Source organism: Cellulomonas sp. NEAU-ZC6 (genome assembly GCF_056844425.1).
This window is the reverse complement of record NZ_JBXFYH010000004.1, coordinates 327,562-344,043: the sequence shown is the minus strand read 5'-3', so window position 1 is coordinate 344,043 and position 16,482 is coordinate 327,562. Positions and strand designations below refer to the sequence as shown.

The following is a 16,482-nucleotide window of genomic DNA, read 5'->3' as shown; positions in this document are numbered from 1 at the left end:
CCGGGAAACACGAAGAGCCACCCCTTGCGGGGTGGCTCTTCGTGAATGGATGTCCGGCGGCGTCCTACTCTCCCACACCCTGGCGAGTGCAGTACCATCGGCGCTGAAGGGCTTAGCTTCCGGGTTCGGAATGGGACCGGGCGTTTCCCCTTCGCTATGACCGCCGTAACTCTGTCGAACTGTCAAAGCACATACCTGACGGCAGGGTGCTCGTGGTTCGGGAACCGCACAGTGGACGCGTAGCAACACAAAGTGTTGTGGTGAAGTTGTCGGCTTATTAGTACCGGTCAGCTGCGGCAGTCTTGCGTCCTGCCTTCCACATCCGGCCTATCTACCCGGTGGTCTAGCCGGGAGCCTCTCACCCCTCGAGGGGGCGTGGAAACCTCATCTTGAAGCAGGCTTCCCGCTTAGATGCTTTCAGCGGTTATCCCTTCCGAACGTAGCCAACCAGCCGTGCTCCTGGCGGAACAACTGGCACACCAGAGGTTCGTCCGTCCCGGTCCTCTCGTACTAGGGACAGCCCTTCTCAAGTTTCCTGCGCGCGCAGCGGATAGGGACCGAACTGTCTCACGACGTTCTAAACCCAGCTCGCGTACCGCTTTAATGGGCGAACAGCCCAACCCTTGGGACCTACTCCAGCCCCAGGATGCGACGAGCCGACATCGAGGTGCCAAACCATGCCGTCGATATGGACTCTTGGGCAAGATCAGCCTGTTATCCCCGGGGTACCTTTTATCCGTTGAGCGACGGCGCTTCCACAAGCCACCGCCGGATCACTAGTTCCGACTTTCGTCCCTGCTCGACCTGTCAGTCTCACAGTCAAGCTCCCTTGTGCACTTGCACTCGCCACCTGATTGCCAACCAGGCTGAGGGAACCTTTGAGCGCCTCCGTTACATTTTAGGAGGCAACCGCCCCAGTTAAACTACCCATCAGGCACTGTCCCTGATCCGGATCACGGACCGAGGTTAGATATCCAGAGCGACCAGAGTGGTATTTCAACGTTGACTCCACCGACACTGGCGTGCCGGCTTCACAGTCTCCCACCTATCCTACACAAGCCGCACCGAACACCAATACCAAACTATAGTAAAGGTCCCGGGGTCTTTCCGTCCTGCTGCGCGTAACGAGCATCTTTACTCGTAGTGCAATTTCGCCGAGTTCGCGGTTGAGACAGCGGGGAAGTCGTTACGCCATTCGTGCAGGTCGGAACTTACCCGACAAGGAATTTCGCTACCTTAGGATGGTTATAGTTACCACCGCCGTTTACTGGGGCTTAAATTCTGAGCTTCGCCTTGCGGCTGACCCGTCCTCTTAACCTTCCAGCACCGGGCAGGCGTCAGTCCGTATACATCGTCTTGCGACTTCGCACGGACCTGTGTTTTTAGTAAACAGTCGCTTCCCCCTGGTCTCTGCGGCCCTCCACGCTTCCCGGGCAAGCCGGTACACGCTTCAGGCCCCCCTTCTCCCGAAGTTACGGGGGCATTTTGCCGAGTTCCTTAACCACGATTCTCTCGATCGCCTTGGTATTCTCTACCTGATCACCTGAGTCGGTTTAGGGTACGGGCGGCTAGAACCTCGCGTCGAAGCTTTTCTCGGCAGCATAGGATCACCCAATCATCCAGCATACGCTGTCACCATCGGTTCTCAGGCTATGTGAGTGGCGGATTTGCCTACCACTCGCCCTACGGCCTTGGACGTGGACTACCATCGCCACGCTGGGCTACCTTCCTGCGTCACTCCTGTTAATACGCTTACCTACTACCGGATCGGGTCACGCGCTCCCCGCCGCGGTGACTCCCGAAGGAGTCGGTGCGGCGGCTCGGGCGTTTAGCATCACCGGGCTCGGTATGGGCGGTTCTTCGCCGGTACGGGAATATCAACCCGTTGTCCATCGACTACGCCTGTCGGCCTCGCCTTAGGTCCCGACTTACCCAGGGCGGATTAGCCTGGCCCTGGAACCCTTGATCATTCGGCGGACGGGTTTCTCACCCGTCATTCGCTACTCATGCCTGCATTCTCACTCGTGTGGCGTCCACCACTGGGTTACCCCGCAGCTTCACCCGCCACACGACGCTCCCCTACCCATCCACACGGCTGGACCACGAAGGCCTGCCTGAAATGTGAATGCCACAGCTTCGGCGGTATACTTGAGCCCCGCTACATTGTCGGCGCGGAATCACTTGACCAGTGAGCTATTACGCACTCTTTCAAGGGTGGCTGCTTCTAAGCCAACCTCCTGGTTGTCTGTGCAACTCCACATCCTTTCCCACTTAGCATACGCTTAGGGGCCTTAGCTGGTGGTCTGGGCTGTTTCCCTCTCGACTACGGAGCTTATCCCCCGCAGTCTCACTGCCACGCTCTCACTTACCGGCATTCGGAGTTTGGCTAACGTCAGTAACCTGGTGGGGCCCATCGGCTATCCAGTAGCTCTACCTCCGGCAAGAAACACGTGACGCTGCACCTAAATGCATTTCGGGGAGAACCAGCTATCACGAAGTTTGATTGGCCTTTCACCCCTAACCACAGGTCATCCCCCCGGTTTTCAACCCAGGTGGGTTCGGTCCTCCACGCGGTCTTACCCGCGCTTCAACCTGCCCATGGCTAGATCACTTCGCTTCGGGTCTAGAGCACGCGACTGTATCGCCCTATTCGGACTCGCTTTCGCTACGGCTTCCCCACACGGGTTAACCTCGCCACGTACCACTAACTCGCAGGCTCATTCTTCAAAAGGCACGCCGTCACCCCTGCTAGGGAGGCTCCGACGGATTGTAGGCACACGGTTTCAGGTACTATTTCACTCCCCTCCCGGGGTACTTTTCACCTTTCCCTCACGGTACTTGTCCGCTATCGGTCACTAGGTAGTATTTAGGCTTAGCAAGTGGTCTTGCCAGATTCACACGGGATTTCTCGGGCCCCGTGCTACTTGGGATCCCCTTCGGGAGGCCACGTCATTTCGTCTACGGGGGTACCACCCTCTGTGCCGGGCCTTTCAATGCCCTTCGACTATAACGCGGCTTTCTGACTCCCTGACGGATCGGCAGATCCATCGGAAAGGTCCCACAACCCCGTACACGCAACGCCTGCCGGCTTGGCACGCATACGGTTTGGCCTCATCCGCTTTCGCTCGCCACTACTCACGGAATATCTCTTCCTGCCGGTACTGAGATGTTTCACTTCCCGGCGTTCCCTCCACACACCCTATATATTCAGGTGCGGGTCACACGACATGACTCGTGCGGGGTTTCCCCATTCGGACATCCTCGGATCACGGTTCGTTTGCCAACTCCCCGAGGCTTATCGCAGGCTACAACGTCCTTCTTCGGCTCCTAGTGCCAAGGCATCCACCCTGTGCCCTTAAAAACTTGACCACAAAGACATTACTTTAAAAGATGCTCGCGTCCACTGTGCAGTTCTCAAACAACGAACGATCCCCAGGTCTTCCGCCGGCGCCTGCCCCCACCAGCTGGTGTGAGCGGTTCGACCGACCGACCGGGCCCGTCATGAAGCAACACCCCCAAAGCGGGCTGTTCCCTCAGGACCCAACAGCGTGCCCAGGCGACCCGACCAGATCAGCGGTGCGAGGTTCCGACCACCCGAAGGCGGAGTACTGACGCGATGCCGACCCAGCAAGAGGTCGCCGTAGTTGATGTTCCACCCGTGAGCACCACCCCGAACGCGTACGGTCCGGGCCTGGTCTCTGCACACCCTGCACCAGGCAGAGCGTCAGAAGCTCCTTAGAAAGGAGGTGATCCAGCCGCACCTTCCGGTACGGCTACCTTGTTACGACTTAGTCCCAATCGCCAGTCCCACCTTCGACGGCTCCCCCCACAAGGGTTGGGCCACCGGCTTCGGGTGTTACCGACTTTCGTGACTTGACGGGCGGTGTGTACAAGGCCCGGGAACGTATTCACCGCAGCGTTGCTGATCTGCGATTACTAGCGACTCCGACTTCATGGGGTCGAGTTGCAGACCCCAATCCGAACTGAGACCGGCTTTTTGGGATTCGCTCCACCTCGCGGTATCGCAGCCCTTTGTACCGGCCATTGTAGCATGCGTGAAGCCCAAGACATAAGGGGCATGATGATTTGACGTCATCCCCACCTTCCTCCGAGTTGACCCCGGCAGTCTCCTATGAGTCCCCGGCATGACCCGCTGGCAACATAGGACGAGGGTTGCGCTCGTTGCGGGACTTAACCCAACATCTCACGACACGAGCTGACGACAACCATGCACCACCTGTACACCGACCTTGCGGGGCAACCATCTCTGGAAGTTTCCGGTGTATGTCAAGCCTTGGTAAGGTTCTTCGCGTTGCATCGAATTAATCCGCATGCTCCGCCGCTTGTGCGGGCCCCCGTCAATTTCTTTGAGTTTTAGCCTTGCGGCCGTACTCCCCAGGCGGGGCACTTAATGCGTTTGCTGCGGCACGGAACTCGTGGAATGAGCCCCACACCTAGTGCCCAACGTTTACGGCATGGACTACCAGGGTATCTAATCCTGTTCGCTCCCCATGCTTTCGCTCCTCAGCGTCAGTTGCGGCCCAGTGACCTGCCTTCGCCATCGGTGTTCCTCCTGATATCTGCGCATTCCACCGCTACACCAGGAATTCCAGTCACCCCTACCGCACTCTAGTCTGCCCGTACCCACTGCAAGCCCGAGGTTGAGCCTCGAGTTTTCACAGCAGACGCGACAAACCGCCTACGAGCTCTTTACGCCCAATAATTCCGGACAACGCTTGCGCCCTACGTATTACCGCGGCTGCTGGCACGTAGTTAGCCGGCGCTTCTTCTGCAGGTACCGTCACTTGCGCTTCTTCCCTGCTGAAAGAGGTTTACAACCCGAAGGCCTTCATCCCTCACGCGGCGTCGCTGCATCAGGCTTGCGCCCATTGTGCAATATTCCCCACTGCTGCCTCCCGTAGGAGTCTGGGCCGTGTCTCAGTCCCAGTGTGGCCGGTCGCCCTCTCAGGCCGGCTACCCGTCGTCGCCTTGGTGGGCCACTACCCCACCAACAAGCTGATAGGCCGCGAGTCCATCCCTGACCGATAAATCTTTCCAGACACTTCGGATGCCCGAGCGTCTCGTATCCGGTATTAGACCTCGTTTCCAAGGCTTATCCCAGAGTCAGGGGCAGGTTACTCACGTGTTACTCACCCGTTCGCCACTGATCCACCCAGCAAGCTGGGCTTCACCGTTCGACTTGCATGTGTTAAGCACGCCGCCAGCGTTCGTCCTGAGCCAGAATCAAACTCTCCGTTGATGTCTACATGGCAACCACCACCCGAAGGCAGCAGTCCACCGACACACGAAACGACCACCCCCACGCTGACGAAGGGGCAGCCAGTTCAACATGGCTGTGCGGGCCGACCCAGACGGAGCAGGGCCAGACCCACGACACCAAAAAAGCACACCAACTCTGAAAGCCACCCCGAACGAGGCAACCACCCGAGCCGATGCACCGATATGGCATCAACTACTTAGGCACACTGTTGAGTTCTCAAAGAACAGACGCGCATCCCCCACTCACCCTTGCGGGCTTCGCGGCCGGAGGCCTCTTTCCAATCTACCAGAGTTCCTGGTCCGCTCGTCCGCGGCATTCCGCGTTCTCGCTGACCCGAACTCTATCAGAGCCTGTCTTCCGTCCTGCCGTTCTTACGAGCGGCCTGACGTTTCTCGACTCTACCAGAGATTCTGGCCCGCTCTGCCGGCCTCATGCATTCCGGCTTTGCGTTCCTCCACTCTACCGGGCTTTCCGCCGTGCTTTTGCCGCATTCCATGCGGTGTCCGTCACGTCGAGGCCCGGCCCGCACGACCGTGGGGACGCCGAAGCGCCTCGAGGTCCTGCTGGGGGGTGGTCGCCCTCCGGGACCAGCCTCCGAGCCGAGCTCGGTGTCTGTTCCTCCCTGGCGGGCAACCTCGAGAACATTACGCTGCCACCGGGCCGGCGTCAACTGGCCTGGTCCGGAGCCGTGCGGGTGCGGATGAGCTGGCCGATACGCCGGGTTCTGTCCCCGCACCCGGTTGCCCCGGTGCGGGTGGCGACCATCCATCTACGACGTGCGTCGCCGCACGCCTCCAGCGGCCTACCCGGGAGCTCGGGCGAGCAGCCCTCGGACGCTCCCTGTCTGGCCTTGCTCCGGGTGGGGTTTACCGAGCCGTACCGGTCACCCGGCACGCTGGTGGTCTCTTACACCACCGTTTCACCCTTACCGCCGCACGTCCCGAGGGGCGTACGACGGCGGTCTGCTTTCTGTGGCACTGTCCCGCGGGTCACCCCGGGTGGGCGTTACCCACCACCCTGCCCTGTGGAGCCCGGACGTTCCTCGGCGGGCCCGAGGGCCCGACGCGGCCGCCTGTCCAGCTCATCCGCGCCGGTCAGACTACACCGGCGCCGGGCGCGACGGGCAGGCCGGGCTGCGGTGCGGAGGGCGTGGGATTCGAACCCACGAGGACGGGGTTGTCCCGCCCCAACGGTTTTCAAGACCGTCGCTTTCGGCCGCTCAGCCAGCCCTCCCGTGCTGCGCCGCGACCCTACCAGCGGCCCGGCGCCGCCCCCGGGGGATCACGGCAGGATCGCGTCCACGTACCCGCCGTCCACCCGCACCGCGCCGCCGGTGGTCGCCGACGCGAGCGGGGAGGCCAGGTACACCACCATGTGCGCGATCTCCTCGGGCTCGATGAGCCGCTGCAGCAGCGACTGCGGGCGGTGCACGCGCATGAACTCCCGCTGCGCCTCGTCCCAGGGCAGCGACCGGTCGACCAGGGAGTAGACGAAGTCCTCGACGCCACCCGTGTGCGTCGGGCCGGCGATCACCGAGTTGACCGTGACGCCCGTCCCCGCGGCCTCCTTCGCGAAGCCGCGGGACACCGCGAGCAGCGCGGTCTTGGACACGCCGTAGTGGATCATCTCGGCCGGGATGACCACGGCCGAGTCGCTCGCGATGTTCAGCACCCGGCCCCAGCCCAAGCCGGTCATACCCGGCAGGTACGCGCGGATCAGCCGGACGGCGGCGAGGACGTTGACCTCGAAGTAGCGGCGCCAGTCGTCGTCGGTGATCTCCAGCGCCGGCCGGGCGCCGAAGATGCCGAGGTTGTTGACCAGGACGTCGACGTCGGGCACCACACCCCGCACGGCGGCGACGCCGTCGTCGGTGGTCACGTCGCCCGGTGCGGCGACGAAGGATCCCGGCACGTCCTGCGACGCGGACAGCTCGGACAGCGCCGCCTGCACGGACGTCGCGGTGCGGCCGTTCACCGCCACCCGCGCGCCCGCGCGGGCCAGCCCGAGCGCGATGGCGGCCCCGATGCCCTGCGTGGACCCGGTCACGAGCGCCGTCTTCCCGGCGAGGTCGAGCTGCGTCATGACCCTGACGCTAGGACAGCGCGGGCGGACGCGCAGCGGCCCGGGTGCCCGCGTGCCACCAGCCGTCGGCCAGGCCGGGCGAGACGATCTCGAGCCCGTGCGTCGCGGCGGCGTCGGCCAGCCGGCCGTCGTAGGAGGCGAACGCGGTGACGTCGGGATGCGCCACCGCGACGCCGAGGTGGATGGAGGCGAACGGCGACAGCCCCGCGTCGATCGTCGCGGCCGCGGCGACGGCCTGGTCCGAGTAGCGCACGACCTCGAGCCGGTCGACGAGGGCGTGCACGCGCGCGCGGACGTGCGCCGGCGTCGTGGTGAGCGCGTGGCGCAGCTCCATCAGCGACAGCGACGTGACCAGGAGATCGGGTCCGTGCTGCTCGGCCCACCTCTGCCAGTCGACCGAGTGGTCCGGGGCCGGGAGGTAGCGCACCAGAGCCGAACCGTCGGCGTAGACCCGCACGCCCCGAACCCTATCGGGACGTGCGGGCCGGCGGCGTCACGCGCCGCGGAGCCGCTCCATGGCCAGCTGCACCAGCGAGATCAGGGTCTGCTTGGTGGCGGTGCGGGACCGTGCGTCGGTGTAGAGGACCGGGACGTGGGCCGGGATGGCGAGCGCCTCGCGCACGTCCTCCAGGCGGTGCTTGGCCACGCCGTCGAAGCAGTTCACGCCCACGACGAACGGGATGCCGCGGGACTCGAAGTAGTCCACCGCCGGGAAGCACTGGTCCAGCCGGTCGGTGTCGACCAGCACGACCGCGCCGATGGCGCCGCGCACCAGGTCGTCCCACATGAACAGGAACCGGTCCTGGCCCGGGGTGCCGAACAGGTACAGCCACAGCGAGCCCGGCAGCGCGATGCGACCGAAGTCCATCGCGACCGTGGTCGAGGTCTTGCGGTCGGTCTGGCCGCCCGCGTCGTCGACGCCGACCGAGTGCTCGGTCATCGCGGCCTCGGTGTTCAGCGGCTCGATGTCCGAGATCGACCCGATGAAGGTCGTCTTGCCGACCGCGAAGCCACCCGCCACGACGATCTTCACGACGGTGGGTGCAGCACCCATCTCGCCGGAGTCGCCCGACGGGCGCGCGGTGGGCACGGCAGCGGCCTGGCCGGTCGCGGTGCCGGCCTCAGAGGGCGGAAATGCCATTGAGAACACTCTCCAGGACGCTGAGGGACAGGGCGGGCGACTGGCCGGTCGTGGCCTCGACCGGGTCGGACGTGTGGACCTTGATGAATCCCGCGTCCGCCAGGTCGGACACGACGACGCGCGTCACGCCCAGGGGCAGGTGCAGCAGCGCCGACAGCTCGGCGACCGAGATGTAGCCGTGCGACGCGTGCTGCAGGATCGCGCGCTTCTCCGGCGTCAGCCCCTGCGCGGACGCCGCTGCGGGCAGCATCTCGACCAGGGCCTCGAGGGGGTAGTCGGACCGGTCGGACCGCACCCGGCCGCCCGTGAGGGCGTACGGACGCACGGTCCTGGTCTCGAACTCGCTCTCGCTCATGGGCTACCTCACACGGTGGGCGCGCGCACGGCGCCGTCGACGGGCAGGGTGCCGCGCATCTCGCTGATCAGCTGCGGGGTGAGCGTGGACTCGGTCCGCGAGACCAGCATCGCCATCTCGTAGCCGATCAGGCCGACGTCGCAGGTGGCCTCGGCCACGACCGCGAGCACGGACCCGTTGGACACGCTCATGAGGAAGAGGAACAGGTTGTCCATCTCCACGATCGACTGGCGCACGTCGCCGGCGCGCAGCTGGCGCGCCGCCCCGCGGGTGAGGCTCGACATGCCCGCGACGATGGCCGCGAGCTGGTCGCCGCTGGTGCGGTCGAGCTGCTCGGACATCGCCATGAGCAGACCGTCGGCCGACACCACCAGCGTGTGCCGGGTGCCGGGCACGGTCCGGACGAAGTTGTCCAGGAGCCAGCCGAAGTTGGCTGCCTCGGTGCTGAGGGTGGTCACACATCCTCCTGACGTGATGCAGGCGCTGCTGCGGCTGCGGGGACGGGTGTCACCATGACGGCGACGGCGGGACGGGCTGGTGGTCGGACTCGCTGCGAGGCTGCTCCGGCTGGTCGCCGGACTGCCCCGGACCGGGCTCCGTGAGGGCACGACGCCCTCGCCGGGAACCGGACTGGAAGCTCGCCAGCCGCTCGCGCAGGCCGTCGGCGTCGCGCGCCGTGGCCTGCCCGGGCTCGGGCTGCGAGATCTCGGGTGCCGCCGGGATGGCGGTCGGCACGCGGCGGGTGAGGGAGCCGCCGGCGGGCACGTCGACCTGGGGCCGGTACGCGGACAGCTGGCTCAGCTCGCTCAAGGCCTGCTCCTGGATGTCGGCGCGCAGGCCGAGCATCGCCGCGGCCTCCGTGTCCATCCCGCCCGGGCGGGGACCCGGCGCCGCCGGGGCGGCCGAGGTCGCGGGACCGGGCTGCGCGGACCAGGACGGCGCGGGGGTCGGCTGCGGGACGCTGCCGCCGTCCGGCGACCAGGACGACGCCCACGCGCTGATGTCGCGGTGCGGTCGCGGACCGGTGGACGGGGCGGGCTCGGGGGCCGGGGGCGGGACGTCGCCCCGGGTGCGGGTCGGCAGCGGGCTGCCGGACCGCGGTGCGGCCGGGGCGGAGGCCCAGCCCGGCTCCGCGGGCTCCGCCGGCTCGGCGGGGGCGGCCGGGGACCACACGGGCTCGGCGGGCGCGGGAGCGGCCGACCAGGCCGGGGCGACCGGCTGCGCCGGCAGGTGCTGCTGCGCGGGAGCCGGCAGCGGGGCCGCACCGGGGTAGGCGGCGGCCGAGGCCGGCGCACCCCAGCCCGGGGCGTCCGTCGCCTGCGGCGCCGAGCCCCACTCGCTGGCGGGCGCGGCGGACCACGTCGGCTCGGCGGGGGTCAGCGGCGTGCGCGGCTGCTCGGTGGCCGGGGCCCAGGCCGCGGACGGGCTCCAGGTCTGACCGGCCGGCGGGGCGGCGGGCGCCTCGGCAGCCGGGACCTGCGGGACCACGGGAGCCACCGGAGCCGCCGCCACGGGCACCTGCGGTGCCGGGACCGGGGCGCCGGCCGGAGCCGACGTCGCGGGCCACGCGGGCGAGACGGGCGCGGCCAGGGCCTGCGCCGTCGCTGCCTGGCCGGCCTCGACGGGCGCCGGGGCGTCCTTGTCCTTGCGGCGGAACGAGAAGAACGACCGCTTCTGCCGGGCGCGCTTGGCGGGCTCGGCGGGCTCGGCGCCCTGCAGCAGCGACGAGAAGTCGGGCAGCACGGGGGCCGGCGCCGCGGCGACCGGGAGCGGCTGCGGGGCGGGTGCCGGCGCGACCGGGGCCGCCGGGGCCTGGGCGACCGGGGCCGGCGGGGCGAACGAGGCCGGCTGGCCGAACGGCGCGGGCGCCTCCGGGGCGGGCTGCTGCGGCACGGGTGCACCCAGCCACTGCGTGTCGTCCGCGCGGCCGATCGGCGCGGCGCCGAGGCCGGCCGCGGGCTCGGCCTGCGCCGCGGGGGCCCAGGACGGCTCGGCGACGGGCTCGGTGGCGAGGGGATCCAGGACGGGCTCGCTCGCCGCGGGCTCGGTGGCGACGGGCTCGGCCCACGAGCTCCACGCGGGCTCGACGGGCTCGTCCGGCACCAGGCCGGGCACGACGAGCGCGGGCGCGGGGGTCGGCTCGGGCTCGGGCTCGGGCGTCGCGGCGGGCTCGGGGATCGCGTCGACCGCGGGCTCGGCCGGCTCGGCGGAGGCCGTCGGTGCCACCACGGGCAGACCAGCCGTCAGCGGCGCGGACAGCGCGTCCAGGTGGGCGTGGTCCTCGGCGCTGAGCTCGGGCTCGTGGTCGAGCGGGTCCGCGAGGGACGACGTCCCCACGGGCGCTGCGGCCTCGGCGGGCGCGTCGGGCACGGTGCCGGCCTCGGGCGTCTGCTCCGGCTCGGCGGGCGGGGTGGTGGCGTCCGTGGGTGCGGCAGCCGCCGCGACGGCGTCGCGGCCGCGGAAGCCCGCGAACAGGCCGCCGCGCGGACCGTCCGGCAGCGCCGGGACGGTGGCGGGCGCGTCGCCCGCTGCGGCTGCCGGGGTCCGGGCGGGCAGGGCGCTCTCCCGGCTGGGCAGGGCGCTCTCCCGGGCGGGGAGACCGCCGCCGCGGGTGGGCAGCGAGCCGCGCGACGGCAGGGCCGCGGGGGCGTCGGGGGCGGGCGCGACCAGCGGGGTCCAGCCCGAGGCCTCGGCGGCGATCTCCGGGGAGAGCGTGGCCTCGGTGGGCGCGGGGAGGACGACGTCCTGCTCGGTCGGCACGTCGGAGCGGGCGGCCGGTGCGGCGGCCGGGGCGTCGGCGGTGCGGCGGCGCGGCAGGCCGGTCCCGGTGGACCCGTCGGTCAGCGCGGCCAGGTCGACCGGCACGGCGACCGGCGCGTCGACCTGGGGCAGCGAGCCCGTCGTGGGCGCGGCGGAGCGCTGCGGGGCGCCCTGGCCGCCGGTGAGGGCCGGGTCGTTGGCGGTGAACAGGCCGACCGGGAACCGGACGACGGCGGCGGTGCCGGAGACCGCGCCGACCGCGCGCTCGAGCCGGACCTGGGCGCCGAGGCGCTGGGCCAGGCGCGCCACCACGAACAGGCCGAGGCGCTGGGCGCCGAGGGCCTCGGTGGGGGACGTCGAGGCGATGGTGGCGTTGGCGGCGGTGATCTCGTCCGGCGACATGCCGAGGCCCTGGTCGACGACGCGGACGACCACGTGGTCGCCGTCGACGTCGGTCTGCACGACGACCGGCGTGCCGGGCTCGGAGAACACGGTCGCGTTCTCGAGCAGCTCGGCCAGCAGGTGCGCGGCGGACAGGGCGTTGAAGCCGTGCATCAGCGGGTCGGCGCGCAGCTCGAGCTGGACGCGGTCGTACTGCTCGATCTCGGAGGAGGCGGTGCGGACCACGTCGGACAGCGGCATGGCCTCGCGCAGCCGGCGGCCGGAGTCGATGCCGGCGAGCACCAGCAGGGACTCCGCGTTGCGGCGCATACGCGTGGCGAGGTGGTCCAGGCGGAACAGGTTGGCCAGGGTCGCCGGGTCCTCCTCGGCGCGCTCCAGCGAGTCGATGAACGACAGCTGGCGGCCGAGCAGCACCTGGTCGCGGCGGGCGACGTTGACGAACATCTCGGCGATGGAGCCACGGAGCGCGGCCTGCTCGCGGGCCACCTGGATGGTGGTGGCGTTGACGTCGTTGAACGCCTGGGCCAGGCGGCCCACCTCGTCCTCGGACTCGACGGGGATGTCGGCGAGCGAGAGGTCGGGGGTCTGGCCGGGGACGGCCACCTGCTCGACCAGGCGCGGCAGCTCCTCGCGGACGGCACCGGCCGCGGCGGTCAGGCGCCGCATCGGGACGACGATCCCGCGGGAGACGACGAAGGCGATGACGATCGACAGCGCGGCGGCGGCCAGGGTGCTGCCGGCGGTGATCCACGCCTGCTCCTGCGCCTGGGTCGCGATCGTGCCGGCGCGCTCGGAGGCGGAGGCCAGCAGGTCGGTGGCGACGGGGCGCAGCGCGGCGAGCTCGGCGTTCACCAGGCCGTTCCACCGGGTCTGGTCCAGCGCGGACACGGTCAGCTCGTTGCCGGACACCAGGGACAGCTGCATCGCCGTCAGGTCGGCGTCGCGCGACGGCAGCTGGATGCCGTCGACGCGCAGGTTGTTCGTGATCGTGCGGGCCTCGGTGCGGGCCTGGTCCTGGACCGCGAAGAACGACGCGAGCTCCCGGACCTGCGAGGCGTCGGCGCCGTCGGTGTCCAGGACCTCGACGGCGGTGGGCTGCGAGCGCAGCACCTGCTCGACGGTGTCGGCGATGGCGCCGTACGCGGACATCTGGGAGGCCAGGGAGCGCTCGGAGAGCGTCTCGGCCACGACGACCGGCACGTCGTTCTCGGCGGAGACGATGTCGGTGTAGTTGCTGTCGACCAGGGACGTCGGGATGGACCCGGAGTCGATGCGCCCGCGGATGTCGGCGAGCCGCACCTGCTGGTTGCGCGAGTCCTCGACCGCCTGCGACACGCGGGGGTCCAGCGAGGACAGGCCGACGTCGCGGACCGAGGCCTCGAGCTCCGCGATGGCGGAGTCCGTCGCGTCGCGCGCCACCTCGAGGTTCCCGCTGAGGGGCTGGTCGCCGACGACCTGGAGCGAGAGCGTGCGCTCCTGCTGCAGCGCCTCGGCGGTGCGGGCGTACTGCGGGAGGACGTCGACGACGTCGCTGACGGTCTGGGCGGTGCGGGCCTCGTTCACCGACTGCACGGTGATGTAGGCCGCCGTGAGCAGCAGGACGAGCACGGGCACAGCGAGGACCGCCAGCACCTTGGCGCGGATGCCGAGCCTGCGCAGCATGTCGACCTGCCTCCCGATCCCTCGTCGTCCGGCCGGTCGTTCGCACGTCCGGCCCGAGCACCCCTCCAGGGCACCCGTCGAGACCTCATCGGCGCACCTGCACCCCGACATGAGCGCTACGGACGGTTTCATCCACCGTGTCCTGCGAGGACACGGTGCGTAGGCTCGCACGATGCAGGTGGTCGCGGTCAAGACGTCCGGTGGTCCGGAGCAGCTCCAGGTGGCCGACCGGCCCGACCCGGAGCCGGGTCCGGGCGAGGTCCTGGTGCGGGTGGCAGCCGCCGGTGTGAACCGCGCGGACCTGCTGCAGCGCGAGGGACGGTACCCGCCGCCGCCCGGCGCCCCGGAGTGGCCCGGGCTCGAGATCTCCGGCGTCGTCGCAGGTCACGGGCCTGGCGTCGATGCCGCGGCGTGGCCGCTCGGCGCCCGCGTGGCGGCGCTGCTGCCGGGCGGCGGCTACGCCACCGCGGCCGTGGTGCCGACCGGGCTGCTGCTGCCCGTCCCGGACGAGGTCGACCTGGTCGACGCCGCCGGGCTGCCGGAGGCGGTGCTCACGGCGTGGACGAACGTCGTCGACGCCGGACGCCTGGTCGCGGGCGAGGTGCTGCTGGTGCAGGGCGGGTCCGGGGGCGTCGGCTCGGTGGCGGTGCAGCTCGGTGCGGCGCTGGGCGCGCACGTGGTCGCGACCGCCGGCGGGGCCGAGCGCGCGCGGCGGTGCCGTGAGCTCGGGGCTCGGACGGTGGTCGACCACCGGACCGAGGACGTCGTCGCGGCCGTGCGGGAGGCCACCGGTGGGCACGGCGCCGACGTGGTGCTCGACGTGCTCGGCGCTGGTGGCCTGGCGACCAACCTCGCGACGCTGGCGACCGGCGGCCGGCTGGTCGTCATCGGGACCCAGCGGGGAGCGCGCGGCGAGATCGACCTGGGGCTGCTCATGGCCCGGCGCGCCAGCGTGATCGGCACGACCCTGCGCGCGCGACCGCCGGCGGAGAAGGAGCGGATCGTCGCCGACGTGCGGGCGCACGCCTGGCCGATGCTGACGGACGGCCGGCTGCGGCCCGTGGTGCACGCGCGGCTGCCGCTGGCGCGCGCGGGCGACGCCCACCGCCTGCTGGACTCGGGCGAGGTGTTCGGCAAGGTGCTGCTCGTCCCCTGATGACGCCGGGCGCCCCGCGCGAGAGGATGGCCCGCATGAGCGACCCGAGGACGACCGGACCGCAGGAGCCGCGCGTCGTGGTGGTCGGCGAGGACGACCCCGCCGCCGGCACCGCCACGCCCGGCGCGGAGGCGGACGGCCCCGCGTCCGTCGGGCAGCCCGCGAAGGTGATGCGGATCGGCACGATGATCAAGCAGCTCCTCGAGGAGGTCCGCTCCGCCCCGCTCGACGACGCGGCCCGGGCCCGGCTGGCCGAGGTGCACGAGCGCTCGCTGCACGAGCTCGAGGACGGCCTGTCCCCCGAGCTGATCGACGAGCTGCACCGGATCACGCTGCCGCTCGCCGACGACCAGACCCCGAGCGATGCCGAGCTGCGGATCGCGCAGGCGCAGCTGGTCGGCTGGCTGGAGGGGCTGTTCCACGGCATCCAGACGGCGCTGGTGGCGCAGCAGATGGCGGCGCAGGCGCAGCTGACGCAGATGCGGCGGGCGCTGCCGGGCGGGCCCGGCGGACCGGGCGGGCACGGCGGCGCCCCGGGGACCGGTGGCCCCGGCGGACCCGGCGTGCCCGGCGCCGATCCCGGCCCCGGGCAGTACCTGTAGCGCTAGGCGGGCTGCTCGACCGCGGGCGCGCGCCGGCCGGCGGTCAGCACGATCGCGAGCGAGACGCACGCGAGGCCGACCACCTCCCAGCCGTGCGGCCACTGCCGCAGCGCCACCGCGCCCACGACGGCGGCGGTCGCGGGCAGCATCGCGAGCAGCACCGCGAAGGTCGCGGCGGTGACCCGCCGGAGCACGACCTGCTCGATGCCGTAGGGCACGACGGACGACAGCACCGCGATCCCGACGACGGCGGCGGCGAGACCCGCGTCGTGCAGCACGGGTGCCGCCGGCCCGGCGAGGAACGGCGCGCCGACGAGCGCGCCCGCGGTCATGCCGACGGCGAGGGAGTCGACGCCGCTGGGACGCGCGGCGCCCCGGCCCGCGCCCGGGGCAGCCGGAGCAGCGCCCTGGCTGCCCCGGGCGCCCTGGGCCACGCGGCGGCCGAGCAGGATGTACCCCGCCCAGCAGGCGGCCGCGATCCCGATGGCGACCAGCCCGCGCACCGCGTCGTCGCCGCCCGTGGTCAGCTCGACGCCCGCGAGCGCCACCACCCCCGCCCCGGCCACGACGATGCCCAGCCGCTCGCGCCAGGTCCGGCCGGCCACGGCGGCGACGGCCACCGGGCCGAGGAACTCGATCGCGACGGCGGTGCCCAGCGGCAGCACGTCGATCGCGACGTAGAACGACACGTTCATCGCGGCGAGCACCACGCCGAAGGCCACGGCCGCGAGCAGGTCGGCGCGGCTCCACCGGGCGCGCCAGGGCCGGCGCCACGCGAGCAGCACGAGCGCGGCGACGGCGATCCGGAGCCAGGCGACCGTCGGGGAGGCGATGACCGCGAACAGCGCGACCGCGAGCGCCGCGCCGCCGTACTGCGCGAGCCCCGAGACCAGGAACAGGGCCGGGGCCGGGACGCGGCCGAGCCCGGTGTGCCGCGGGGCGGCCGGGGCTTGCTCTGACGTCGTCACCGCAGCGCACTCTACGGCGGGCGCGGGCCCGGACGACGACGTCGCCCACCCTGTCTCGCGCCGCACCCCGCAA

Annotated in this window: 9 protein-coding genes, 1 tRNA gene, 3 rRNA genes and 1 other RNA gene; 2 read left to right on the top strand and 12 right to left on the bottom strand. The window is 70.0% G+C overall.

Going from position 1 to position 16,482, the window contains the following annotated elements; genetic code table 11:
- Window positions 1-51: 51 nt before the first annotated feature.
- The 11 genes from rrf to AC1050_RS17555 all read right to left on the bottom strand — a co-directional run bounded on the left by rrf (window position 52) and on the right by AC1050_RS17555 (window position 13,683).
- Window positions 52-168, bottom strand: a 5S ribosomal RNA gene (rrf, locus tag AC1050_RS17605).
- Between the two features lie 89 nt (window positions 169-257).
- Window positions 258-3,369: ribosomal RNA gene (locus AC1050_RS17600) — 23S ribosomal RNA — on the bottom strand.
- Between the two features lie 370 nt (window positions 3,370-3,739).
- Window positions 3,740-5,260, bottom strand: a 16S ribosomal RNA gene (locus tag AC1050_RS17595).
- The 16S, 23S and 5S rRNA genes sit together here, the layout of an rRNA operon.
- 718 nt (window positions 5,261-5,978) lie before the next feature.
- Window positions 5,979-6,365, bottom strand: an RNA gene (rnpB, locus tag AC1050_RS17590) — RNase P RNA component class A.
- Between the two features lie 57 nt (window positions 6,366-6,422).
- Window positions 6,423-6,514, bottom strand: a tRNA-Ser gene (locus AC1050_RS17585).
- 48 nt (window positions 6,515-6,562) lie between these two features.
- Complete coding sequence (locus AC1050_RS17580; protein WP_482388700.1) at window positions 6,563-7,363, bottom strand: SDR family NAD(P)-dependent oxidoreductase; 801 nt, start codon at window positions 7,361-7,363, stop codon at window positions 6,563-6,565.
- Window positions 7,364-7,373: 10 nt separating this feature from the next.
- Entirely contained in the window at window positions 7,374-7,820 is a 447-nt protein-coding gene (locus AC1050_RS17575; RefSeq protein ID WP_482388699.1) for a PIN domain-containing protein, read from the bottom strand.
- Between the two features lie 36 nt (window positions 7,821-7,856).
- Window positions 7,857-8,504: a GTP-binding protein gene (locus AC1050_RS17570; protein WP_482388698.1), complete on the bottom strand. Its 648-nt coding sequence runs from the start codon at window positions 8,502-8,504 to the stop codon at window positions 7,857-7,859.
- Window positions 8,485-8,859 (bottom strand): DUF742 domain-containing protein, encoded by a 375-nt coding sequence (locus AC1050_RS17565; RefSeq protein ID WP_482388697.1) that lies wholly within the window; start codon window positions 8,857-8,859, stop codon window positions 8,485-8,487. The genes AC1050_RS17570 and AC1050_RS17565 overlap by 20 nt, the downstream gene beginning before the upstream one ends.
- An 8-nt stretch (window positions 8,860-8,867) precedes the next feature.
- Entirely contained in the window at window positions 8,868-9,317 is a 450-nt protein-coding gene (locus AC1050_RS17560; protein WP_482388696.1) for a roadblock/LC7 domain-containing protein, read from the bottom strand.
- 49 nt (window positions 9,318-9,366) lie between these two features.
- Window positions 9,367-13,683 (bottom strand): sensor histidine kinase, encoded by a 4,317-nt coding sequence (locus AC1050_RS17555; protein ID WP_482388695.1) that lies wholly within the window; start codon window positions 13,681-13,683, stop codon window positions 9,367-9,369.
- 172 nt (window positions 13,684-13,855) lie between these two features.
- On the opposite strand from AC1050_RS17555, the gene AC1050_RS17550 reads away from it, so the two are divergent.
- Both AC1050_RS17550 and AC1050_RS17545 read left to right on the top strand, forming a co-directional pair.
- Window positions 13,856-14,839 (top strand): NAD(P)H-quinone oxidoreductase, encoded by a 984-nt coding sequence (locus AC1050_RS17550; protein WP_482388694.1) that lies wholly within the window; start codon window positions 13,856-13,858, stop codon window positions 14,837-14,839.
- Window positions 14,840-14,865: 26 nt separating this feature from the next.
- On the top strand, window positions 14,866-15,441 hold the full coding sequence (locus AC1050_RS17545) for a bacterial proteasome activator family protein (RefSeq protein WP_482388693.1): 576 nt from the start codon (window positions 14,866-14,868) through the stop codon (window positions 15,439-15,441).
- A gap of 2 nt (window positions 15,442-15,443) precedes the next feature.
- On the opposite strand, the gene AC1050_RS17540 is transcribed toward AC1050_RS17545, so the two are convergent.
- Window positions 15,444-16,409, bottom strand: coding sequence for an EamA family transporter (locus tag AC1050_RS17540; protein ID WP_482388692.1), 966 nt, complete (start codon window positions 16,407-16,409; stop codon window positions 15,444-15,446).
- Window positions 16,410-16,482: the final 73 nt, after the last annotated feature.

Coding starts and splice junctions, on each gene's coding strand:
- AC1050_RS17580 (WP_482388700.1), bottom strand. CDS start 7,363: ATGACGCAGCTCGACCTCGCCGGGAAGACGGCGCTCGTGACCGGGTCC.
- AC1050_RS17570 (WP_482388698.1), bottom strand. CDS start 8,504: ATGGCATTTCCGCCCTCTGAGGCCGGCACCGCGACCGGCCAGGCCGCT.
- AC1050_RS17565 (WP_482388697.1), bottom strand. CDS start 8,859: ATGAGCGAGAGCGAGTTCGAGACCAGGACCGTGCGTCCGTACGCCCTC.
- AC1050_RS17555 (WP_482388695.1), bottom strand. CDS start 13,683: ATGCTGCGCAGGCTCGGCATCCGCGCCAAGGTGCTGGCGGTCCTCGCT.
- AC1050_RS17550 (WP_482388694.1), top strand. CDS start 13,856: ATGCAGGTGGTCGCGGTCAAGACGTCCGGTGGTCCGGAGCAGCTCCAG.
- AC1050_RS17545 (WP_482388693.1), top strand. CDS start 14,866: ATGGCCCGCATGAGCGACCCGAGGACGACCGGACCGCAGGAGCCGCGC.